A 23,443-nucleotide genomic window follows, 5' to 3' on the forward strand; every position below is an offset into this window, starting at 1 on the left:
GGTCCGGGATTTCCCGGCGGCCCACGCAGGAGGACGAGGCTAGTGCTATTGGTGCGCCCCGACCTGTCTGCGTCGGGGCGTTCGTCGTTTCCTGGCCACCTCCGGTCTCAGGCGGGACAACCCGATACCCACCACGAGGAGGCAATGCATGGCCAAGGCTGACAAGGCCACCGCGGTCGCCGACATCGCCGAGCAGTTCAAGGACTCGACGGCCACCCTGGTCACCGAGTACCGCGGGCTGACCGTCGCCAACCTCAAAGACCTGCGCCGCTCGCTCGGTGACTCCGCTACCTACACGGTTGCCAAGAACACGCTGGTCAAGCGTGCCGCGGCGGAAGCGGGCATCGACGGGCTCGACGAACTGTTCGTCGGTCCGACCGCGATCGCGTTCGTCAAGGGCGAGGCCGTCGACGCCGCCAAGGCGCTGAAGACCTTCGCCAAGGACAACAAGGCGCTGGTCATCAAGGGCGGCTACATGGACGGCCGCGCGCTGTCCGTTTCCGAGGTCGAGGAGATCGCCGACCTGGAGTCGCGTGAGGTGCTGTTGGCCAAGCTGGCCGGCGCGATGAAGGCGAACCTGTCGAAGGCGGCTGGCCTGTTCACCGCCCAGCAGGCGCAGGCAGCCCGGCTGTTCGCGGCGCTGCAAGAGAAGAAGGCCGCCGAGGCGCCCGCCGAAGCCGCACCCGAGAGCACGGCGCCGTCCGACGACGCTGCCGAATAGACCGACCACCAACCCATACGTAAGTAAGTAAGGAAGGACCAATCATGGCCAAGCTGTCCACCGATGACCTGCTCGATGCGTTCAAGGAGCTGACGCTGCTCGAGCTTTCTGAGTTCGTCAAGAAGTTCGAGGAGACCTTCGATGTCACCGCCGCCGCGCCGGTCGCCGTCGCGGCCGCCGCTCCCGCCGCCGGTGGCGCTGCCGCCGAGGCCGCCGAGGAGCAGTCGGAGTTCGACGTCATCCTCGAGGGTGCCGGCGACAAGAAGATCGGCGTCATCAAGGTTGTCCGCGAGATCGTTTCCGGCCTTGGCCTCAAGGAGGCCAAGGACCTGGTCGACAGCGCTCCCAAGCCGCTGCTCGAGAAGGTCGCCAAGGAGGCTGCCGAGGAGGCGAAGGCCAAGCTCGAGGCCGCTGGCGCGACGGTCACCGTCAAGTAGGGCAAACCCCGTCGGCTGAACCGACGAAAACCGTCAGATGTGGGGCGGATCTGGCAAACAGGTCCGCCCCACATCCGTGTTCAGGCCACATCTAGTGTTTGTCTAGGGACGGTCACAATGTGACGACAGACGAGTGTCGTGGTCAAAAGGCGTAAGCTACAGTGACTCAAGCCACAGGCCGGAGCCGTGTGGCTGGGCGGCTGGATACTTGGCGGAAGGATTGCGCGTGGGCATCGGAATTCAAGTTGAGGGACTCACCAAGTCCTTCGGAGCCCAGCGAATTTGGGAAGACGTCACGATGGAGATTCCGGCCGGTGAGGTCAGCGTCCTCCTCGGGCCGTCGGGTACCGGTAAGTCCGTGTTCTTGAAGTCCCTGATCGGCCTGCTGCGTCCGGAACGCGGCAAGATCATCGTCGACGGCACCAACATCATCGAGTGCTCGGCCAAGGAGCTTTACGAGATCCGCACGCTGTTCGGCGTCATGTTTCAGGACGGCGCGCTGTTCGGCTCGATGAGCCTGTACGACAACACCGCTTTCCCCTTGCGTGAGCACACCAAGAAGAAGGAAAGCGAAATCCGCAACATCGTCATGGAGAAGCTCGAGCTGGTCGGCTTGGGCGGTGACGAGAACAAGTTCCCCGGCGAGATCTCCGGCGGTATGCGCAAGCGCGCCGGCCTGGCCCGCTCGCTGGTGCTCGACCCGCAGATCATCCTCTGCGACGAGCCGGACTCGGGTCTGGATCCGGTGCGTACGGCGTATCTGAGCCAGCTGTTGATCGACATCAATGCGCAGATCGACTGCACGATTCTGATCGTCACGCACAACATCAACATCGCCCGCACAGTCCCGGACAACATGGGCATGCTGTTCCGCAAGCACCTGGTCATGTTCGGTCCCCGCGAGGTGCTGCTGACCAGTGACGAGCCCGTCGTCCGGCAGTTCCTCAACGGCCGCCGCATCGGCCCGATCGGGATGTCCGAGGAGAAGGACGAGTCGACGATGGCCGAAGAGCAGGCCATGGTCGACGCCGGCCATCACGACGGCGGTGTCGAGGAGATCGAGGGCGTGCCGCCGCAGATCCAGGCGACACCCGGTATGCCGGAACGTCAGGCCGTGGCCCGCAGGCAGGCACGGGTGCGCGAGCTGATGAACACCCTGCCGCCCAAGGCGCAGGAGGCGATCCGCGACGACCTCGAGGGCACCCACAAATACTCGACGTCCGAGTTCGGCAACGAGCCGACGGCGCGGCACCGCAACATCGACGACGACGCTCCCACCGGCGCGATTCCGCGGGTCGAGAGGTAACCGTTGACGGCAGAGCAACGAACCACGTTCTGCCGTATCTGCGAGCCGCTGTGCGGCATGATCGCGACCGTCGACGACGGCCGGTTGGTGGCGCTGCGCCCCGACAAGGACCACCCGCTCTCCGCCGGATTCGCCTGCCAGAAGGGCATCGCGTTCACCGACGTCGTCAATGATCCCGACCGCGTCACGACGCCGCTGCGCCGAAAGCCCGGCGGCGGCTTCGAACCCGTCACCTGGGACGAGGCGATGACCGACATCGCCGCCAGGCTGACCGACATCCACAGCAGGCACGGCGCGGGCAGCATCGGCTGGTATTACGGTAATCCCGGGGCGTTCAGCTATTCGCACACCCTGGGCCTGAACGTGTTCATGCTCGCCTTCGGCTCTCGACTCCATGTCTTCACGGCAGGATCGCAGGACGTCAACAACCGCTTCGTGGCCAGTCAGATGTTGTACGGCTCTCCGCTGGCGCTGCCGGTGCCCGACATCCTGCGCACGGATCTGCTCGTGGTCATCGGCGCGAATCCGGTTGTCTCGCACGGCAGCGTGCTGACAGTGCCGCGGATCAAGGACCGAATGCACGACATCGTCAAGCGCGGCGGCCGGGTCGTCGTGATCGATCCGCGCAAGACTGAGACCGCGGCGCAGTTCGAGTGGTTGGGCATCGTTCCCGACGGCGACGCCTTCCTGCTGCTGTCGCTGCTACATGTGCTGTTCGACGAGAATCTCGTCGACCGCGCGGCGCTGGACCGGCAGGCCGACGGGGTGGCGTGGCTCGAGCAGTTGGCCGCAGAGTTCAGTCCCGAGGCCACCGCATCGCGCACCGGCATCGACCCCGACACCGCACGCTCACTGGCCCGCGATCTGGCCAGCACGCCGCGGGCCGCGGTGTACGGCCGAGTCGGCACCAGCACCGGCGAAAGCGGCACGCTCACAACGTATTTGCTCGATGCGGTGAATCTGGCCGCAGGCAACATGGACCGTCCGGGTGGCAGCATGTTCGGCACCTTCGGTATGCCGGGGGAGCGGTGGGCGATGAAGGCCGTTGGCGCGCTGCTGCGAACGATGTACACCCGCAGGCGGTCGCGGATCGGTGGCTTCCCTTCGGTGCTGCTGTCCGAACCTGCCGGCGTGATGGCCAAGGAGATCACCACGCCGGGCCGCGGCCAGGTACGGGCATTGTTCGTCAGCGCAGGCAATCCCGTGCTGTCGGTGCCCAACGGCAACGAACTGGAGACAGCGCTGGAGTCCTTGGAGTTGATGGTCGGGATCGACCTCTACGTCAACGAGACACTTGCGCATTGTGATTACGTGTTGCCCGCCGCGACGATGTACGAACGCGACGACTTCCCGCTGCCGTTCCAGACGTTGCAGCCGACACCGTTCCGCCAGGCCACCGAGGCCGTCGTCGCCCCGGTGGGGCAGGCCCGCACCGAATGGCAGGTGATCGATGACCTGACCCAACGGATGTGGCGTCGCACCCCGGGCTTGGTTGCGATGGCCGCAGCACGAAAAGTGTTGGCGCTGTTCGGTGTTCAACTCGCACCCAGGCTGCTGGTGGACATCGTCATCCGGCTTGGCGAAGGTGGGGACCTCTTCGGGCTGCGCCGTGGTGGGCTGACCTTCACCAGGCTGGCGGCCGAGTATCCGCACGGCAAGGTGCTGGCGCGCAACCTGCGCGACGGCATGCTGCGCAGGGTTGTCGTGTACCGCGGTTCTCGGGTGCGACTGCAGCACGACGCGATCGCAACTGAGGTCGCGGCGCTGTCGAGCAGACGGGTCCCTGACGGCTATCCCATGCGACTGATCGGTATGCGCGAAACACGTTCGGAGAACTCGTGGATGCACAACTCGCCGCTGCTGATGCGCGGCGAGCGCACCCAGGCGGCGCGCATGCACGTCGACGACGCCGTCGCGGCCGACATCGCCGACGGCGACCGGGTGCGGATCGCGTCGCCGCACGGCGAGATCGAACTGCCCGTCGTCGTCACCAAGGACATCGTCGCGGGCGTCGTCGCCGTACCCCACGGCTGGGGCCACAAGGGCACCGGCGGCTGGCAGCTCGCCAACGGTGCGGGCGGCGCCAACGTCAATCAGCTGATGTCCAGCGCGCCAGAGGATTTGGAGAAGCTCGCGGGTATGGCCCGGCTGACCGGCGTCCCGGTGCGGGTCGATCGCGCGTAGCCATGGCCGCCGGACGTCTTGACGGAAAATCCACGGTGGTCACGGGTGCGGCGTTCGGCATCGGCCGGGCGACCGCCGAGGCCTTCGCCCGCGAGGGCGCACGCCTGGTGGTGACCGATCTTCAGGAGCGGCCGCTGCTGGCCCTCGCCGACGAGTTGCGCGGCCACGGCGCGGAAGTCGAGACGGTCGTCGGGGATGTCTCGGTCGAGGCGGATGCGCGGCGGATGATCGGCGCCGCGGTCGATCGCTTCGGCCGCCTCGACGTGGTGGTCGCCAACGCGGGAATCATCCCGCTGGGGGACGTGACCGAGATGACGAGCGCCGACTGGGACAACGTGATGGCCGTCGACGGCCGCGGCATGTTCCTCACCTGTAAGTTCACCATCGAGGCGATGACAGCAGCGGGCGGTGGCGCCATCGTCTGCCTTTCGTCGATTTCCGGAGTGGCCGGGCAGAAGCGGCAGGCGGCCTACGGCCCCGCCAAGTTCGTCGCCGCCGGGCTGACCAAACATCTGGCGGTCGAATGGGCCGACCGCGGTATCAGGGTCAACGCCGTTGCCCCCGGGACGATCCGCACCGAGCGCGTCAAGCAACTCCGTGACGAACCGGGCGGCGCGCAATATCTCGCGCAGATCGAGCGGATGCACCCGATGGGCCGCATCGGCGAGCCAGCAGAGGTCGCCAGCGCCATTGTCTTCCTGGCCTCCGACGACGCCTCGTTCATCACTGGCGTGGTGCTGCCGGTCGACGGCGGGTACCTCGCGCAGTAACTGTCAGATGCGTTGGGCGACAGCTGCTTCGACGGCCCGGTCGAGGAAGTCCGGTGGGACGTCCTGCCATTCGGTCCGCCACCGGCCGGACCGCTGATCGGTCTGCAGTTCGGACAGCGTGGTCGCTACGTACGGGCCGCCGTCGACCAGGTAGCGCAGCATCCGCAACTGTGCGCACTGCGCAGCGACGGCCGCGATGGTGGCCTTCGCTTCGTCGACGCGGCCCGCCGCCGACAAGCTCGCACCCAGCAGGCGGCGCGCGCGCAGCAGCGCCTGCGGCCGGTTGGGTGATGACGTCCGATCGACCCACTCCTGCGCCCACCGGCAGGCCCGCTGCTTGGAGTCCTGATCGTCGGCGGCCATCAGTACCCGGATCGCAGACGCCTCTTCGAACTGGACGGTGATCTCGTCGATGGCGTCGACGGGCCGGCGGCGGTGCTCGTAGGAGGTTGGCGGCCACGGGTCGGCGTCGGGCAGCGGCGCAAGGCCGAGTCGGGTGCGCTCGTGTTCGGCCATCGCCCGCAGTCGGGGTAGCGAAAGCGTCCGCGCGATACGGACGGCCTCGTCCAGACGTTGCGCCGCCGCGTGCCGGTCACCTTGTAGCGTCTTGATCCTGGCCGCGATGACGTAGCGCGCGATCTTGAAGTCGACCGAGCCGCCCTCGGGGCCGAGTTTGTAGCCTTCCTCCAGCAGCCGGTCGGCTTCCTCGAGATCGCCACGCTCGTAGAGCAATTCGCCGAGCGCCGAGCTCGCCAACCGCGCCGTGTAGGAATGACTTCCGCCGGACCGTTTCGCGATCTTGAGCGCCTTGCGGAAACAGGCTTCCGCGGTGGGAATGTCGAGCATCAACCGGTGCGCGAGCCCGGTGTAGCACAGGCCGTGAACCAGGTTGAAACTGTCGCCCTTACGCTCGGCGTACGGCGCGGCCCACGCCTGGATCCGGTTCACTTCGTCGAGGTTGTAGTGATATGCCGCGGCGAAGGTCGAGACGGTGGCGGCCACGCCGACGGCGAAGGGGCGCTGACTGTCTCGTCGCGCCAAGCACGGCGCGATGTGCTCGTCGATGCCGGCAAGCCGGTCGGAGCGCAGATCGGCCACCCCGCGCACCACACCGGCCTCCGCCCGCAGATCCGCGATCTCGTCGTCACCGAAGCCGGACTTGGTCAGCCCGGCATCCATCAGTTCGAGTGCCTGGTTGGCCGCAGGCACCCGGTGCAGCACGATGTTGGCCCATGCCAGCGCGAGCTGCAGCCGCGGATCGGTTCGCACGACGGCGGCAGGCAGCTTGCCGACCAACCCGATCAGCGTCGACATCTGTGATTTCGCCACCAGATCGATGCCGTCGTTTTCGACCAGCTGCACCGCCCGCGCATCGTCACCGGCCGCCAGCGCGTGATCGACTGCCTCACTGACCAAGTGGTGCTCGGCGAACCACGTCGACGCCACCTGGTGCAGGCGGGCCATCCGTCTCGGATCATCGCGACCCAGTCGGTGCCGCAGGAAGTCACCGAACAGCTGGTGGTAGCGGAACCATTGGTCGTCGAGCCGACGCAGGAACAGGTCTCGCTCCTCGACTTGCTCCAGCATCGCTTGCCCGTCCGGCACGCCGGACAACGCCGCCGCCAGGTCCCCGCAGATCCGCTCGGTGACCGACGTGGCGAGCAGGAAGTCGAGCATCGACGGTTCGAGGGTGTCGAGCACGTTTTCGGCGAGGAACTCGCTGATCGCGTGGTGGCGGCCGGTCATCGTGCCGATCAGTTGGACCGGATCGTCGCGGCCGCGCAGCGACAGCGTCGCCAGCTGCAGCGCGGCGACCCAGCCGTCGGTCTTCGCCGTGAGTTCCTCGACGTCGGTGCGGTCGAGATCCAGCCCACCAAGCTCGATCAGGAAGTTCTCCGATTCGGTCACGTCGAAACGCAGTGCGGTGGCGTCGATTTCGACCAGCTCGTCCTTCATCCGCATCCGGCTCATGGGCAGGCCGCTCTGACTGCGGCTGGTTACCACGACGGACAGGTCATCGGGGGCGTAGACGAGCAGATACAGCAGGGCCGCGATGGTGGCCGGGTCGGTGACCCTGTGCCAGTCGTCGATCACCAGTGTCATCGGGGTGCCGCCCTGATGGATCTCGTTGATCAGCGAGGTCAGCACGTAGCGTTCGGCTTCGTCGCCGTGCTCTTCCAGCACTTCGCCCAATTCGCTTGCCAGCGTTGGCGTTACCGTGCGGATGGCCTCGATCAGATGTGACAGGAACCAGACCACGTTGTTGTCGTCATGGTCCACGGTCAGCCATGCCACGGCCACGCCCTCGGCGGCCAGTTGCTTGGCCCACTGTGCGGCCAGTGTGCTCTTGCCGAAGCCGGTCGGGCCGTGGATCACCGTGAGCTTCTTGTGCCGGCCGGCCCGCAACACGTCGATCAGCCGGGCCCGTTGAACCAACTCCTTCGTCGACACCGGCAGCTGAAACCGGGTGGCCGGTGCGGGCGGGGTCAGTGCGCGCGCCGGATAGCTCGGCGTGCGCGGCGACCGCGCCGGGTTGTACCGGATGGTCGGGGCGGGTGCAGGCACCGGCATGTCGTCGACGGGTAAGCCGTGTCGCCGCTGCACCTCTCGCAACTGCTCCCCGAAGGCTTCGGCTGTCGGAGGTCGGTCCTCGATCTTCCGCGACATGGCCTGCTCGATCACCGCGCATACGTCGATGGGCAGACCGGAGTCACGCAGGCTCGGCATCGGGTGTCGGGTGATCCGGAGGAACTGGGCGACCATCTGCTCGCCCTTGCGGCGCTCGAACACCGCGTGACCCGTGCCCGCGCAGAACAAGGTCGCGGCCAAGCTGTACACATCGGAGGTGGCATCGGGTTGCTCGCCGAGCAGCACCTCCGGCGCCGTGTACGCCGGCGATCCCATCACCGCGCCGTCACCGGTCTGGAATCCGCCGACGATGCGGGCGATTCCGAAATCCGTCAGCGCCGGTTCGCCGTACTCGCTGAGCAGAATGTTGGCGGGTTTGACGTCGCGGTGCAGGGTTTCGCGCCGGTGGGCGGTTTCCAGTGCACCCGCGACCTTCACGCCGAGGTGCAGTGCGTCGGCCCACCCCAGCGGTCCGTTGTCGTGGATCTTGTCCTCCAGCGAACCGTGCGGGTGGTACTGCATCACGATGAACGGCCTGCCGGTGGCGGTGGTCCCGACCTGGAAGATGGTCACGATGTGCGGATGCCCGGACAGCTTGCCCATCGCGACCTGTTCGCGCACGAACCGCTCCAGGTTGTCGGACTCGAGATCTGCGGTGAGCACCTTGACCGCGACGATGCGATCGAGTTCGGGCTGACTGCACCGGTAAACGACGCCGAACCCGCCGCGGCCGATCTCCTGGGGATCGGAGAAACCGGCAGCCGTCAACTCCGCCGGCACTCCGGCGTGCACATCCCCCTGCGTCGGCAGCGGGTCGCTGGTGACCATCGGTCGTCTCGGTATCGCCGGCGCCATGACGTCGCCATGGCCTCTGAGCTGAGCATAAACCGATCCGACCCGGCCCGAACGCGGATGAGTGTCGGCCGATGGCCCAACCGGATCTCGAATAAACGGGCCCGTCACCTGACAACACCCGTTACCTTTTGCGCGGTGAAGCAGTTCTGGGCGTGGTTGGTCGCGGTGATGATCAGCGCAGGGGTGGTTGCGGCAATGGCCGCGGGCGCCGGCGTGGCGTCCGCCGACGACACGACTGGTTCGGACGCCGCGGGGACCACATCGTCGGAGTCGACGAAACCGAAAGAGAGCGAAGCGGGTTCGGATACCTCCAGCGGCAGCCTCAAATCGGACCCGGTAGCGGAGAAGCCGAAGAAGGACGACGAAGCGCCCGACGTTACCGAGCACGGCGATGACCCAGAGCCCATCGACGAGTCGTCGGCGCCACGGTCCGGGGCAAAGTCGCCAGCCAACAAGAAGGCGACAGAATCCGGCGCCGCGAAGAAATCGGTGCGGAAGCCGGCCAAGCCGACGGCTGCCGAAAAGGCGGCGCAGGAACCGGCGATCGAGAAGGCCGAGACCGAGGAGCCGGCCGTGGTGGCCGGGCCCGCGGCCGACGAGGCGCCCGCTGTCGTGCCGGTCGCGCGCATCGAGCCGAAGACCCGCGCGCCCGCGACCAGCGCGGTGGCGCTGGCGGCACCGGTCGCCGCGCAGATCACCTCGACCGCGGACGCTTCGCCGCTGTCCGGGCTGATCAGCGCGATCGGCACGATCGTGTTCAACCTGTACGGCGCCGCGATCCGGCTGTTCGGCGGGCCACCGATCCTTCCGGTGAACAGCACAGTCACGGTGCGCAGTTCGACGCTGCGGCTCGACTGCGGGTGCGGCCGCGACGACTCGATGGAAGTGCCCGCCGACTGGTATGTGCCTGACACCGCCACGCCGCCGACGCGACTGATCTATCTGCAGCACGGCTTCCTCGCCGCGGGGCCGTGGTACAGCCACACCGCCGCCACCCTCGCCGAGCAGACCAACAGCATTGTGGTCACGCCGTCGATCACGTCGAACTTCTTCGCGTCCGACGCCTGCTGGCTCGGTGCGCCGCCGATGCAGGAAGCGGTGGCGAATCTGTTCGAGGTCGACAACACCGCGCTGGCCGACAGCGCGCTCGCGGCCGGCTATACCGGCCCGATTCCGGATCGGGTCGTGCTTGTCGGTCACTCCCTCGGAGGTGGGCTCGTCGCAGGGACCGCCGGCTCCATGGTCGACAACGAGACCATCGACCCGCTGGCCGGGGTGGTGATGCTCGACGGCGTCGGCCTCGACGATTCGATGGCGGCGTCGCTTGACAAAGTCCCCGACGACATTCCGATCTATCAACTCGCCGCGCCCAGGTACTTCTGGAACCAGTTCGGCGTCGGTACCGACGCCCTGCTGCAGGCGCGGCCGGGCGAATTCATCGGCGTCACACTGGTCGGCGGGTCACACGTCGATTCGATGCGTGGCGGCAACCCGCTCATCCAGTTCTCGCAACAACTCGTCTCGGGGTTCTCCAAGCCCAAGAACGTGGCGGCGGCCCAGATCCTGATGGTCGGCTGGGTCAATGACATGTTCGCTGGAAATTGGGAAGAAGGCGTTTATCTCGACCGCGGCGAACGGTTGGTCCTCGACACACCGGCGGGGCGGGCCACGTTGGTCGACCTGCCCAACTCGCTCACCAAGCCGTTCATCTTGAACCCGCTGCAGGTATTCGTGCCGCTGGGAGATGTTTTTTTCACCTTCGAGCCGACCTGCGCCGCGCGGTCGGTGCCCGCCACCAACTGTCCGGGATCGCTGGCCGCGTGACAACCTAAGCGCTTCGGATAAACAGTCCGGTGCGGCCGCCGCGTGGGCTAGAGTTTGCTGAGGTCGCGACGGGAGACAGCATGATCGATCGGTTGTTGCCCTGGATGGCGGCGGGCATTCTCGGTGCGGGTCTGCTGACGGCGACGGTGGCCGGGGCGGGTATCGCGGTTGCCGACGACGCGACGACGTCGGGCGCCACCAAGCAGACGTCCGCTGAGCCATCGAATCCGACTGTGAGGCAACGGGATTCGAAAACGGACAGCACGAAGAAGCCTCGCAGGAACCACGTCGAAAAGGCACGTGGCGGCGACCAACCGTCCACGAAGCCCGCCGACGATGACAACTCGTCGGCCGGCGCAGCCCATGGTGCGAGCGCGGACCCAACGCCCGACCCGACATCGACCGACCAGGCGACACCCAAGAAGAAGCGCGATAACGACGCCACCGAATTACAGAAGTCCAAGAAGTCAGATCAGCGGGACAGGCCCGCTGCTGTCGCGGCAGACGCGAAGAAGACACTCGACAACGCCGATGCCGAGGTTGCCGACACTCCTGCGCAGGAGGCGTCGACGGTGTTGACCGCCGCAGCGGCCGTGCCGGTGCAGACAACTGTCGCAGAGCCGACGGCCAAGCAATCGCCGGTTTCGACGACACCCGTGGCGGCGCCGACCCAGCCCACCCTCACGTCCGGGATCACGAACGTGATCAACGCCGTCGGCAACCTGGTCTTCAACGTGCTGGCGCTGGTGACCAATCTGGCCGCCGGACCGCCGGTCCTCCCGCCGGGCAGCACGGTCACCGTACGTCGCTCGACACTCGACGTCGGTGGCAAAACGGTGACCGCGGACTGGTACTTCCCGAACGAGTCCGAGCCGGCGACCGGGCTCATCTATTTACAGCACGGCGCCTTCGCCGTCGGTTCCATGTACAGCTACACCGCGGCGGACCTCGCCGAGCAGACGAACAGCATCGTCGTCGCTCCCACGATGTCGACCAACGGATACGCACCCGACGGCATGTGGCTGGGTGGCGCCCCGCTGCAAATGGCCGTTGCCGACCTGTTCGAAGGGGACCGCGATGCGTTGACGGCGAGCGCAAGTGCCGCCGCCGGCCATCCGGTGACGCTGCCCCAGCAGTTCGTGCTCGCCGGACACTCCCTCGGCGGCGGCTTCGTCACCGCCACTGCGGCCGATCTCGCCGGCGACAAGGCGGCCCAAGATCTGGCCGGTGTCATCCTGTTCGACCCCGTGGCACCCGCAGGTCAAGACGGCGTGCTGGCCACGGCCTTTGGGGACCTGCCCGACGACCTGCCGGTATTGCTCATCGGTTCACCCCCATCCTCCTGGAACGAGTTGGGGGCGGCGGCCAACGCCTTGGTGGCCGCACGGCCGGGCGAATTCGTCGGGGTGATCCTGGACGGCGGCTCACACGGAGACGCCTCGCAGGGTGGGAATCCCCTGATCCAGCTGATATTGAAGGTGGCCACCGGCGTGCCTAGGGCGGAGAACGTCGCGGCCGCCCAGACACTCGCTTCGGGCTGGATCAGCGACATGTTCGCGGGCACGCAACACGGCGCCTACGCCGCGCCCGGCGACGTGTTTGACATCGACACTCCCGCGGGAACCGCGACGGCGTACGCGCTGCCCGACACCTACCATCGGCCGTCGCCTTTCCAGGTGCTGCTGTCTGCACTCGTCGATTTCTTCACGGCGTCAATGGGCAACGGCACGTCGACCGGCGTCGCCGACGTCCCCGCGCAAAGCCGGATTTAACGGAAAACTCCACACCAACACGGCGTTATCTCTTGACGGAAGGAGGCAAACGAGCCAATCTGTTGGGCAGCAATGTATGGATGGGTTAGAGGTATCGAGTCGCCAGCCAGCGCCCGGTGACTTCTGCATGCAGTGGTTGAGGAATATGCCGTCCTGCGGTACTGTTGGACGTTGCGCTGGCTGCATCCTGCCCACCTAAACCCGCACCTGACACCGATGTCCTAGCCTGAGCCCCGCTCAGTGATCTAGTCGCGTGCCGTTTGTTCGGGAGTTTGTGGTCGTGAGAGGCCAGCCGAACCGACGCAGATAGCGACCAAGGACAGGCCACTCAATCCCTTGTGGTCACCGAACCGTCGCATGAGGTGCTGGAAGGATGCATCTTGGCAGGGTCCCGCCAATCCAAGTCAGCTGTAGCTAATCCCAATAACTCCGTCCCAGGCGCACCAAACCGAGTCTCTTTCGCAAAGCTCCGTGAACCACTTGAGGTTCCAGGGCTGCTCGACATCCAGACCGAGTCCTTCGACTGGTTGGTCGGCTCGGACTCCTGGCGCGAGAAGGCCAAGGCGCGCGGGGACGTCAGCCCCGTCGGCGGCCTCGAAGAGGTGCTGGCGGAGTTGTCGCCGATCGAGGACTTCTCCGGCTCGATGTCGCTGTCGTTCTCCGATCCGCGCTTCGACGAGGTGAAGGCCCCGGTCGACGAGTGCAAAGACAAGGACATGACGTACGCGGCTCCGCTGTTCGTCACGGCCGAGTTCATCAACAACAACACCGGTGAGATCAAGAGCCAGACGGTCTTCATGGGCGACTTCCCGATGATGACCGAGAAGGGCACCTTCATCATCAACGGCACCGAGCGTGTCGTCGTGTCTCAGCTGGTCCGCTCGCCCGGTGTGTACTTCGACGAGACCATCGACAAGTCCACCGAGAAGACGCTGCACAGCGTCAAGGTGATCCCCGGCCGCGGTGCGTGGCTGGAGTTCGACGTCGACAAGCGCGACACCGTCGGTGTCCGCATCGACCGCAAGCGCCGTCAGCCGGTCACCGTGCTGCTCAAGGCGCTCGGCTGGACCAACGAGCAGATCACGGAGCGGTTCGGCTTCTCCGAGATCATGATGGGCACGCTGGAGAAGGACAACACCGCAGGCACCGACGAGGCGCTGCTGGACATCTACCGCAAGCTGCGGCCGGGCGAACCGCCCACCAAGGAGTCTGCGCAGACCCTGCTGGAGAACCTGTTCTTCAAGGAGAAGCGCTACGACCTGGCCAGGGTGGGTCGCTACAAGGTCAACAAGAAGCTCGGCCTGAACACCGACAAGCCCATCACGTCGTCGACGCTCACTGAAGAGGACGTCGTCGCCACCATCGAGTACCTGGTGCGCCTGCACGAAGGTCAGACCACGATGACCGTCCCCGGCGGCGTCGAGGTCCCGGTGGAGACCGACGACATCGACCACTTCGGCAATCGTCGCCTGCGTACCGTCGGCGAGCTGATCCAGAACCAGATCCGGGTCGGCCTTTCGCGTATGGAACGCGTCGTGCGCGAGCGGATGACCACTCAGGACGTCGAGGCGATCACGCCGCAGACCTTGATCAACATCCGTCCCGTCGTGGCGGCCATCAAGGAGTTCTTCGGCACCAGCCAGCTGAGCCAGTTCATGGACCAGAACAACCCGCTGTCGGGTCTGACCCACAAGCGTCGCCTGTCGGCGCTGGGCCCGGGCGGTCTGTCCCGTGAGCGCGCCGGCCTGGAGGTCCGCGACGTGCACTCGAGCCACTACGGCCGGATGTGCCCGATCGAGACGCCGGAAGGCCCGAACATCGGCCTTATCGGTTCGTTGGCGACGTACGCGCGGGTGAACCCGTTCGGGTTCATCGAGACGCCATACCGCAAGGTGGTCGACGGTGTGATCACCGACCAGATCGACTATCTGACTGCCGACGAGGAGGACCGCCACGTCGTGGCGCAGGCCAACTCGCCGACCGACGCTTCAGGCCGATTCGTCGAGGATCGCGTGCTGGTGCGCCGGAAGGGTGGCGAGGTCGAGTTCGTCTCGGCGACCGAGGTCGACTACATGGACGTCTCGCCGCGCCAGATGGTGTCGGTCGCGACGGCGATGATTCCGTTCCTCGAGCACGACGACGCCAACCGTGCCCTGATGGGTGCCAACATGCAGCGCCAGGCGGTTCCGCTGGTGCGCAGCGAGGCCCCGCTGGTCGGCACCGGTATGGAGTTGCGCGCCGCGATCGACGCGGGCGATGTCGTGGTCGCCGACAAGGCAGGCGTCATCGAAGAGGTGTCCGCCGACTACGTCACCGTGATGGCCGACGACGGCACCCGGCACACCTACCGGATGCGCAAGTTCGCCCGGTCCAACCACGGCACCTGCGCCAACCAGCGTCCGATCGTGGACGCCGGGCAGCGTGTCGAGGCGGGCCAGGTCATCGCCGACGGCCCCTGCACCGAGAACGGTGAGATGGCGCTCGGCAAGAACCTGCTCGTGGCGATCATGCCGTGGGAGGGCCACAACTACGAGGACGCGATCATCCTGTCCAACCGCCTGGTTGAGGAGGACGTGCTCACCTCGATTCACATCGAGGAGCACGAGATCGATGCCCGCGACACCAAGCTGGGCGCCGAGGAGATCACCAGGGACATCCCGAACGTCTCCGATGAGGTGCTGGCCGATCTCGACGAGCGCGGCATCGTCCGCATCGGTGCCGAGGTCCGCGACGGCGACATCCTGGTCGGCAAGGTCACCCCGAAGGGTGAGACCGAGCTGACCCCTGAGGAGCGGCTGCTCCGCGCGATCTTCGGTGAGAAGGCCCGCGAGGTCCGCGACACGTCGCTGAAGGTGCCGCACGGTGAGTCCGGCAAGGTCATCGGCATCCGGGTGTTCTCCCGCGAGGACGACGACGAGCTGCCGGCCGGCGTCAACGAGTTGGTGCGCGTCTACGTCGCGCAGAAGCGCAAGATCTCCGACGGCGACAAGCTGGCCGGACGCCACGGCAACAAGGGCGTCATCGGCAAGATCCTGCCCGTCGAGGACATGCCGTTCCTTCCCGACGGCACGCCGGTCGACATCATCCTGAACACCCACGGTGTGCCGCGACGGATGAACATCGGCCAGATCTTGGAGACCCACCTCGGGTGGGCCGCCAAGGCCGGCTGGAAGATCGACGGTTCGCCGGAGTGGGCTGCCAACCTGCCCGAGGAGATGCTGGAGGTCGAGCCGAACAGCATCGTCTCGACGCCGGTGTTCGACGGTGCGCGCGAAGCCGAGCTTCAGGGTCTGCTGGCGTCGACGTTGCCGAGCCGCGACGGCGAGACGCTGGTCGACGAGGACGGCAAGGCGAAGCTGTTCGACGGTCGCAGTGGCGAGCCGTTCCCGTACCCGGTGACGGTTGGCTACATGTACATCCTCAAGCTGCACCACCTGGTGGACGACAAGATCCACGCCCGCTCCACTGGCCCGTACTCGATGATCACCCAGCAGCCGCTGGGCGGTAAGGCGCAGTTCGGTGGCCAGCGGTTCGGGGAGATGGAGTGCTGGGCCATGCAGGCCTACGGCGCGGCGTACACGCTGCAGGAGCTGTTGACCATCAAGTCCGACGACACCGTCGGCCGGGTCAAGGTGTACGAGGCGATCGTCAAGGGCGAGAACATCCCCGAGCCGGGCATTCCGGAGTCGTTCAAGGTGCTTCTCAAGGAGTTGCAGTCGCTGTGCCTGAACGTCGAGGTGCTGTCTTCGGATGGTGCCGCGATCGAGATGCGTGACGGCGACGACGAGGACCTGGAGCGCGCTGCCGCGAACCTGGGAATCAACCTGTCGCGCAACGAATCTGCGTCTGTTGAGGATCTTGCTTGATTTTGGGTGAACTCCTCCTTGCTGTTATTGGTTTCTAATCCCGAAAGGGGAAAGGGAGTTACGTGCTAGACGTCAACTTCTTCGATGAGCTCCGGATCGGTCTTGCCACCGCCGACGACATCCGTAACTGGTCGTTCGGTGAGGTCAAGAAGCCGGAAACCATCAACTACCGCACACTGAAGCCGGAGAAGGACGGCCTGTTCTGCGAGAAGATCTTCGGACCGACTCGCGACTGGGAGTGCTACTGCGGCAAGTACAAGCGCGTCCGCTTCAAGGGCATCATCTGCGAGCGCTGCGGCGTCGAGGTGACGCGTGCCAAGGTGCGTCGCGAGCGGATGGGTCACATCGAGCTGGCCGCGCCGGTCACCCACATCTGGTACTTCAAGGGCGTTCCGTCGCGCCTGGGTTACCTGCTGGACCTGGCGCCGAAGGATCTCGAGAAGATCATCTACTTCGCCGCGTACGTGATCACGTCCGTGGACGAGGAGATGCGCCACAACGAGCTGTCCACGCTCGAGGCCGAGATGGCCGTGGAGCGCAAGGCCGTTGAGGATCAGCGCGACGCCGACCTGGAGGCTCGGGCGCAGAAGCTCGAAGCCGACATGAAGGAGCTCGAGGACGAGGGCGCCAAGTCCGACGTCAAGCGCAAGGTGCGTGACGGCGGCGAGCGCGAGATGCGTCAGCTCCGCGACCGGGCCCAGCGCGAGCTGGACCGGCTCGAGGAGATCTGGAACACCTTCACCAAGCTGGCTCCCAAGCAGCTGATCGTCGACGAGGTGCTCTACCGCGAGCTCGTCGACCGCTACGGCGAGTACTTCACCGGCGCCATGGGCGCGGAGTCGATCAAGAAGCTCATCGAGACCTTCGACATCGACGCCGAGGCCGAGTCGCTGCGCGACACCATCCGTAACGGCAAGGGCCAGAAGAAGCTTCGTGCTCTCAAGCGGCTCAAGGTCGTCGCGGCCTTCCAGCAGTCGAGCAACTCGCCGCTGGGCATGGTGCTCGACGCGGTTCCGGTGATCCCGCCGGAGCTTCGCCCCATGGTGCAGCTCGACGGTGGCCGCTTCGCCACCAGCGACCTCAACGACCTGTACCGCCGCGTCATCAACCGCAACAACCGGCTCAAGAGGCTGATCGACCTCGGCGCGCCCGAGATCATCGTCAACAACGAGAAGCGCATGCTTCAGGAGTCGGTGGACGCGCTGTTCGACAACGGCCGTCGCGGCCGTCCGGTCACCGGGCCGGGCAACCGTCCGCTGAAGTCGCTGTCCGATCTGCTGAAGGGAAAGCAGGGCCGGTTCCGTCAGAACCTGCTCGGCAAGCGTGTCGACTACTCCGGCCGTTCGGTCATCGTGGTCGGCCCGCAGCTCAAGCTGCACCAGTGCGGTCTGCCCAAGCTGATGGCGCTCGAGCTGTTCAAGCCGTTCGTGATGAAGCGTCTTGTCGATTTGAACCACGCGCAGAACATCAAGAGCGCCAAGCGGATGGTGGAGCGTCAGCGTCCGCAGGTGTGGGATGTGCTGGAAGAGGTCATCGGCGAGCACCCGGTGCTGCTGAACCGCGCACCGACGCTGCACCGCCTGGGCATCCAGGCCTTCGAGCCGCAGCTGGTGGAGGGCAAGGCAATTCAGCTGCACCCGCTGGTGTGTGAAGCGTTCAACGCCGACTTCGACGGTGACCAGATGGCCGTGCACCTTCCGCTGAGTGCGGAGGCGCAGGCCGAGGCTCGCATCTTGATGCTGTCCTCGAACAACATCCTGTCGCCTGCGTCGGGTCGTCCGCTGGCCATGCCGCGTCTGGACATGGTGACCGGGTTGTACTACCTGACCACCATGATCGACGGCGACACCGGCGAATTCACCCCTGCCGCAAAGGATCAGCCGGAGACGGGCGTGTACAGCTCGCCCGCCGAGGCCATCATGGCGATGGACCGCGGCGCGCTTTCGGTGCGCTCCAAGATCCGGGTGCGGCTGACCCAGTTGCGTCCGCCCGCCGACATCGAGGCCGAGTTGTTCGGCGACGAGGGTTGGAAGCCGGGTGACGCGTGGACTGCCGAGACCACGCTGGGCCGGGTGCTGTTCAACGAGTTGCTCCCGGTTGGGTATCCGTTCGTCAACGAGCAGATGCACAAGAAGGTGCAGGCCCGGATCGTCAACGATCTTGCCGAGCGCTACCCGATGATCGTGGTCGCGCAGACCGTCGACAAGCTGAAGGACGCCGGCTTCTACTGGGCCACCCGTTCGGGTGTCACGGTCTCGATGGCCGACGTCATCGTGCCGCCGGAGAAGCAGGAGATCCTCGAGCGCTACGAGGCCGAAGCCGACCGGATCGAAAAGCAGTACCAGCGTGGTGCTCTCAACCATGAGGAGCGCAACGGTGAGCTGGTGAAGATCTGGCAGAAGGCCACCGAAGAGGTCGGTGAGGCGCTGCGGTCGCACTACCCGGCAGACAACCCGATCATCACGATCGTGGACTCCGGCGCGACGGGTAACTTCACCCAGACGCGAACGCTCGCAGGCATGAAGGGTCTGGTGACCAACCCGAAGGGTGAGTTCATCCCGCGCCCGATCAAGTCCTCGTTCCGTGAGGGCCTGACGGTGCTGGAGTACTTCATCAACACCCACGGCGCCCGAAAGGGTCTGGCGGACACCGCACTTCGTACCGCCGACTCGGGCTACCTGACCCGTCGTCTCGTCGACGTGTCGCAGGACGTCATCGTTCGCGAGACCGACTGCGAGACCGAGCGCGGCATCACGGTCACCCTGGCCGAGTTGGGCGCCGACGGATTGGTGCGCGATCAGCACATCGAGACGTCTGCCTACGCGCGCACGTTGGCCACCGATGCCGTCGACGCCAAGGGCAACGTGATCGTCGAGCGTGGTCACGACCTGGGTGACCCGGCCATCGAGGCACTGCTGGCCGCGGGCATTACCGACGTCAAGGTCCGCTCCGTGCTGACCTGCGCCACGGGCACCGGTGTGTGCGCGATGTGCTACGGCCGTTCGATGGCGACGGGCAAGCTCGTCGACATCGGCGAGGCGGTCGGCATCGTCGCCGCGCAGTCCATCGGTGAGCCCGGCACGCAGCTGACCATGCGTACGTTCCACCAGGGTGGCGTCACCGGCGGTGGCGACATCGTCGGTGGTCTGCCGCGCGTGCAGGAACTGTTCGAGGCCCGCGTGCCGCGCGACAAGGCGCCGATCGCCGACGTCACCGGTCGGGTGCGCCTCGAAGAGGGCGAACGCTTCTACAAGATCACCATCGTCCCCGACGATGGCGGCGAAGAAGTGGTGTACGACAAGCTGTCTCGTCGTCAGCGCCTGAAGGTGTTCAAGCACGAGGACGGCACCGAGCGGCTGCTGTCCGACGGCGACCACGTCGAGGTCGGCCAGCAGTTGATGGAAGGCTCCGCGGACCCGCACGAGGTGCTGCGTGTCCAGGGCCCCCGCGAGGTGCAGATCCACCTCGTCAAGGAGGTTCAGGAGGTCTACCGCGCTCAGGGCGTGTCGATCCACGACAAGCACATCGAGGTGATCGTCCGGCAGATGCTGCGTCGCGTCACGATCATCGACTCGGGCTCGACGGAGTTCCTGCCCGGCTCGCTGACCGAACGTGGCGAGTTCGAGACCGAGAACCGTCGGGTGGTTGCCGAGGGCGGTGAGCCCGCGGCGGGTCGTCCGGTGCTGATGGGTATCACGAAGGCGTCGCTGGCCACCGACTCGTGGCTGTCGGCGGCGTCGTTCCAGGAGACCACTCGCGTGCTGACCGATGCGGCGATCAACTGCCGCAGCGACAAGCTGCAGGGTCTGAAGGAGAACGTGATCATCGGCAAGTTGATCCCGGCAGGCACCGGCATCAACCGCTACCGCAACATCCAGGTGCAGCCGACCGAAGAGGCGCGGGCCGCCGCGTACACGATCCCGTCCTACGAGGATCAGTACTACAGCCCCGACTTCGGCCAGGCCACCGGTGCCGCGGTGCCGTTGGACGACTACGGCTACTCGGACTATCGGTAAGCAATACGAAGAAGCCCCCGCCTCGTGCGGGGGCTTTTTCGTTGGCGAGTGTGGACTTATGACACGTCCGCGCGCGAAATGCGTGATATAAGTCCACACTCGACGAGGTGTGGGCGAATGCGGCGTGGTTCCTTGTGGGGTTGGCCGCGCTGGTCGTCGGCGCGGAGACAATGGTGCGCGGCGGCGCACGTGTCGCCGCGCGCTTCGGCATCAGCCCGATCGTCATCGGCCTGACCGTGGTGTCGATCGGCACGAGTATGCCCGAGCTTGCCGTGGGCGTGGTCGCGGCGCTCGAAGACAACGGTGCGCTGGCGGTCGGCAACATCACGGGTACCAACGTCGTCAACCTGTTGCTCGTGCTCGGGCTGAGTGCGTTGCTCGTGCCGCTGAGCCTGCAGATCCGCACGCTGCGGTTCGAGTTGCCGGTGATAGCCGCCGCGGCCGCGCTGCTGTGGCTGCTGGCGGCCGACGGTGTGCTTTCGCGATTCGACGGCCTCGTGATGACTGTCGGCGCGGTCGTCTACACGATCGCGGTGGTGCGGGCCGCCCGGCGGGAGAGTCGCATTGCCACAACCGAATTCATCGAGGCCTATCCGACATCGAGGCCGGCGCAACGCACCGGGTTACACGTCGGCATGACGGTGGTAGGCATTGTGATCATCGTGTTGGGCGCCGAACGACTTGTCGACGCGGCCGTCGGCCTCGCACGCGGGTTCGGGGTATCGGATGCGTTGATCGGGCTCACAGTGGTCGCCATCGGGACCTCCGCTCCCGAGTCGGCCACCACCGTGGTGTCCACACTGCGCGGTGAGCGTGACATCGCCGTCGGAAATCTACTCGGCAGCAGCATCTACAACATTCTGTTGATCCTCGGCGTCACCTGCCTGGTGCCTGCGCACGGTCTGACGCTGCCACGTGAAATGGTGCGCGTCGACATCCCGATCATGGTGGCGGTTGCCTTCGTCTGCGTTCCGCTTTTCGTATCGGGACGGCGGGTCAACCGTTTCGAGGGCGGCGCGATGGTGTGTGGGTATGTGGCGTTCCTGGTTTTCCTGCTCGTGACGCAGATGTGACGGCCAAGGCCGCTAGATGGGTTGACGTTCGCGAGCTTTGAAGCTGTCGAGGTTGGCTTCGAGGAACTCGCGCATGGTGACCGGCTCGCGGCCGATGAGCGCGGCGAGCGCGTCAGGATCGGCGGGCAGCGTACGCCCAGCCGTCGCAACCGTGTGCCCGACAGCGGATATGTGTTGTGCCATGGCGACATTGACCACGTCTTGGCCGGCCGACCGGGCCAACTGCTCGAGGTCGTAGCGCCATTGCTCCTGCGTGACGGGTTGGAAGCGAACACGCGCACCGGTGAGTTCGGTGAGCAAGTCGGTGATGTCACCATGGCTGTACGACTGGGACCCCTTCGCGTAGTAAACGGATTCGGCGAATCGCTCGGGATGCAGCAGCGCCGCAAGCCCCAACTCGGCGGCGTCGCGGCCACTGATCCATGCGACTTCGCCGGGGCCGAACGAGTTGCGGATGAGCCCGTGCTCTCGAATGGAATTGCCGTGCAGGACGGCGAGATTCTCGTGGAACAACGCCGCGACGCGCAGGATCCGCAGATCGAGGCCTGCCCACTGCAGAATCTCCTCCGCCAGCCACTGCGCGCGACCCAGACCGCTGAGGCTCGTGGGTTGGGCTGGACCCATCGACATCACGACCGTGCGGGGTTGCCATCCCAACTCACGGACGGCCGAGGCGTAGTTGGCCGCCGCCGGGATGACGCCGGCGTCGATCGGATACGTGAAGTACGCGAGGTCTACATCGGCCAACGCGGGCAACAGCATTCGGCGGTCGTGCAGATCCCCGATGACGATCTCGGCACCGAGCCCGGCGAGCCGGTCGGTGCGCTCGCTGAGGGTCCGTGCCAGTACCCGCACCGGTTGGCCGTGCTCTCGCAGCCGCCGCACCAAGTACTCGCCTGTGTTGCCGTGGCGCCCCGTCGCGCCGGTTAACAGAATCGGGTTGTCTGCCATGTATCTCGTCTCCGTGTCAGTCGAACGTGAACAGAACCTTGCCGCCCCGTTGGGTGGTTTGGGCGTGCTCGAAGGCCTTGCGGTAGTCACTCAGCTGATAAGTCGCCTCAACCGGCACCGTCAGCGCGCCATCGGCCACCAAACCGGTGAGATAGGAAAGCGTCTCGACCACTTCGTGTCGCGGCGCTTGCGCGTACCAGTTGCCGAGCCAGAAGCCGGTGAAGTGAACCTCTTTGGTGAAGAGGGCGGCCGACGACGGCCCGGTCGGCGCGGCTGTCAACGAGCCATACGTCACGGCGGTGCCGCCGAACTTCAGCGCGCCGATCAGATCGGAGGCCAGGGTGCCGCCGAGCGGATCCAGGACCAGCCCGAGTTGTCGGCCGTCGAGTTCGCGGTCGATGTCGGCGGCCAGCGTCGGACCACTGACGAGGACGACGTCGCCGCCGGCGCGGCGGATTTCGGCTGCGGCCTCATCACGGCGCACCACGTTCAGTGTCTTCAGTCCGCGCCGCTTGGCCAGCGCCACCACCAGGCGACCGACGGCCGAGTTGGCCGCGGTTTGTCCGACCCAGTCGCCGACCTTCAGATCGGCGCGCTCCAGCAGCAGATGCGCGGTGGGCGGGTTGATGGTCACCATCGCCAACTGCAGCGGATCGGCGTCGGGTGCCTCGACGACGTCGTTCTCGTTGACCACGACCTGCTCCGACCAGGTGCCGTATTCGTATGTGGGAAGCAGGATCACCCGCTTACCGATGATGCCGCTGTCGACTTCGGTTCCGGCGGCCGTCACGATGCCGACGCCCTCCGCGCCGACGGTCGCAGGCAGGTGCGGGCGTACGAGGTATCTGCCTTCGATGAGCAGTAGATCGGAAGGGTTGATGGCGGCGGCCTCCAGACGGACCGATACTTCGCCGGGCCCAGGCGCCGCTTCGCTGCTGTCCGCTAGGTGGACGGATTTGTCGGGCTGCCCGAACTCGGTCAGGACAAGATGGCGCATAGGACCCTCCCTGCTTGGATGCCACGCTCAAAGTACACCGATC

General features: G+C 66.1%; 13 protein-coding genes. 10 read left to right on the forward strand and 3 right to left on the reverse strand.

Annotated features, from left to right (window positions below):
- The first annotated feature begins 148 nt into the window (after positions 1 to 148).
- The 5 genes from rplJ to ACGFK1_RS05665 all read left to right on the forward strand — a co-directional run bounded on the left by rplJ (position 149) and on the right by ACGFK1_RS05665 (position 5,418).
- Entirely contained in the window at positions 149 to 721 is a 573-nt protein-coding gene (gene rplJ, locus ACGFK1_RS05645; RefSeq protein ID WP_393426900.1) for a 50S ribosomal protein L10, read from the forward strand.
- A 44-nt stretch (positions 722 to 765) separates the two neighbouring features.
- Complete coding sequence (rplL, locus tag ACGFK1_RS05650; RefSeq protein ID WP_067804221.1) at positions 766 to 1,158, forward strand: 50S ribosomal protein L7/L12; 393 nt, start codon at positions 766 to 768, stop codon at positions 1,156 to 1,158.
- A 226-nt stretch (positions 1,159 to 1,384) separates the two neighbouring features.
- Positions 1,385 to 2,464, forward strand: a complete 1,080-nt coding sequence (locus tag ACGFK1_RS05655; protein ID WP_393426903.1) for an ABC transporter ATP-binding protein — start codon at positions 1,385 to 1,387, stop codon at positions 2,462 to 2,464.
- A 3-nt stretch (positions 2,465 to 2,467) separates the two neighbouring features.
- Positions 2,468 to 4,648: a molybdopterin-dependent oxidoreductase gene (locus ACGFK1_RS05660; RefSeq protein ID WP_393426906.1), complete on the forward strand. Its 2,181-nt coding sequence runs from the start codon at positions 2,468 to 2,470 to the stop codon at positions 4,646 to 4,648.
- Between the two features lie 2 nt (positions 4,649 to 4,650).
- Positions 4,651 to 5,418, forward strand: coding sequence for an SDR family NAD(P)-dependent oxidoreductase (locus ACGFK1_RS05665; protein ID WP_393426909.1), 768 nt, complete (start codon positions 4,651 to 4,653; stop codon positions 5,416 to 5,418).
- Positions 5,419 to 5,421: 3 nt separating this feature from the next.
- Here ACGFK1_RS05665 and ACGFK1_RS05670 read toward each other — a convergent pair whose 3' ends face one another.
- Positions 5,422 to 8,874 (reverse strand): protein kinase, encoded by a 3,453-nt coding sequence (locus ACGFK1_RS05670; protein WP_393426912.1) that lies wholly within the window; start codon positions 8,872 to 8,874, stop codon positions 5,422 to 5,424.
- Between the two features lie 162 nt (positions 8,875 to 9,036).
- Between ACGFK1_RS05670 and ACGFK1_RS05675 the strand changes: the two genes are divergently transcribed.
- The 5 genes from ACGFK1_RS05675 to ACGFK1_RS05695 all read left to right on the forward strand — a co-directional run bounded on the left by ACGFK1_RS05675 (position 9,037) and on the right by ACGFK1_RS05695 (position 21,452).
- Positions 9,037 to 10,725: an alpha/beta hydrolase gene (locus ACGFK1_RS05675; RefSeq protein WP_393426915.1), complete on the forward strand. Its 1,689-nt coding sequence runs from the start codon at positions 9,037 to 9,039 to the stop codon at positions 10,723 to 10,725.
- Between the two features lie 80 nt (positions 10,726 to 10,805).
- Positions 10,806 to 12,497, forward strand: a complete 1,692-nt coding sequence (locus ACGFK1_RS05680; RefSeq protein ID WP_393426918.1) for an alpha/beta hydrolase — start codon at positions 10,806 to 10,808, stop codon at positions 12,495 to 12,497.
- A gap of 380 nt (positions 12,498 to 12,877) precedes the next feature.
- Positions 12,878 to 16,363, forward strand: coding sequence for a DNA-directed RNA polymerase subunit beta (locus ACGFK1_RS05685; RefSeq protein ID WP_393426921.1), 3,486 nt, complete (start codon positions 12,878 to 12,880; stop codon positions 16,361 to 16,363).
- Positions 16,364 to 16,425: 62 nt separating this feature from the next.
- Positions 16,426 to 20,379, forward strand: coding sequence for a DNA-directed RNA polymerase subunit beta' (locus ACGFK1_RS05690; RefSeq protein WP_393426924.1), 3,954 nt, complete (start codon positions 16,426 to 16,428; stop codon positions 20,377 to 20,379).
- Positions 20,380 to 20,486: 107 nt separating this feature from the next.
- Positions 20,487 to 21,452, forward strand: a complete 966-nt coding sequence (locus ACGFK1_RS05695; RefSeq protein WP_393426927.1) for a calcium/sodium antiporter — start codon at positions 20,487 to 20,489, stop codon at positions 21,450 to 21,452.
- Positions 21,453 to 21,464: 12 nt separating this feature from the next.
- On the opposite strand, the gene ACGFK1_RS05700 is transcribed toward ACGFK1_RS05695, so the two are convergent.
- The gene (locus ACGFK1_RS05700; RefSeq protein WP_393426930.1) at positions 21,465 to 22,403 is read right to left on the reverse strand and encodes an NmrA family NAD(P)-binding protein; all 939 of its coding nucleotides are present in this window, start codon (positions 22,401 to 22,403) and stop codon (positions 21,465 to 21,467) included.
- Positions 22,404 to 22,419: 16 nt separating this feature from the next.
- Entirely contained in the window at positions 22,420 to 23,400 is a 981-nt protein-coding gene (locus ACGFK1_RS05705) for a zinc-dependent alcohol dehydrogenase family protein (RefSeq protein ID WP_393426932.1), read from the reverse strand.
- Positions 23,401 to 23,443: the final 43 nt, after the last annotated feature.

It is taken from the genome of Mycobacterium sp. NPDC048908 (genome assembly GCF_043197955.1).
Lineage (GTDB): Bacteria > Actinomycetota > Actinomycetes > Mycobacteriales > Mycobacteriaceae > Mycobacterium.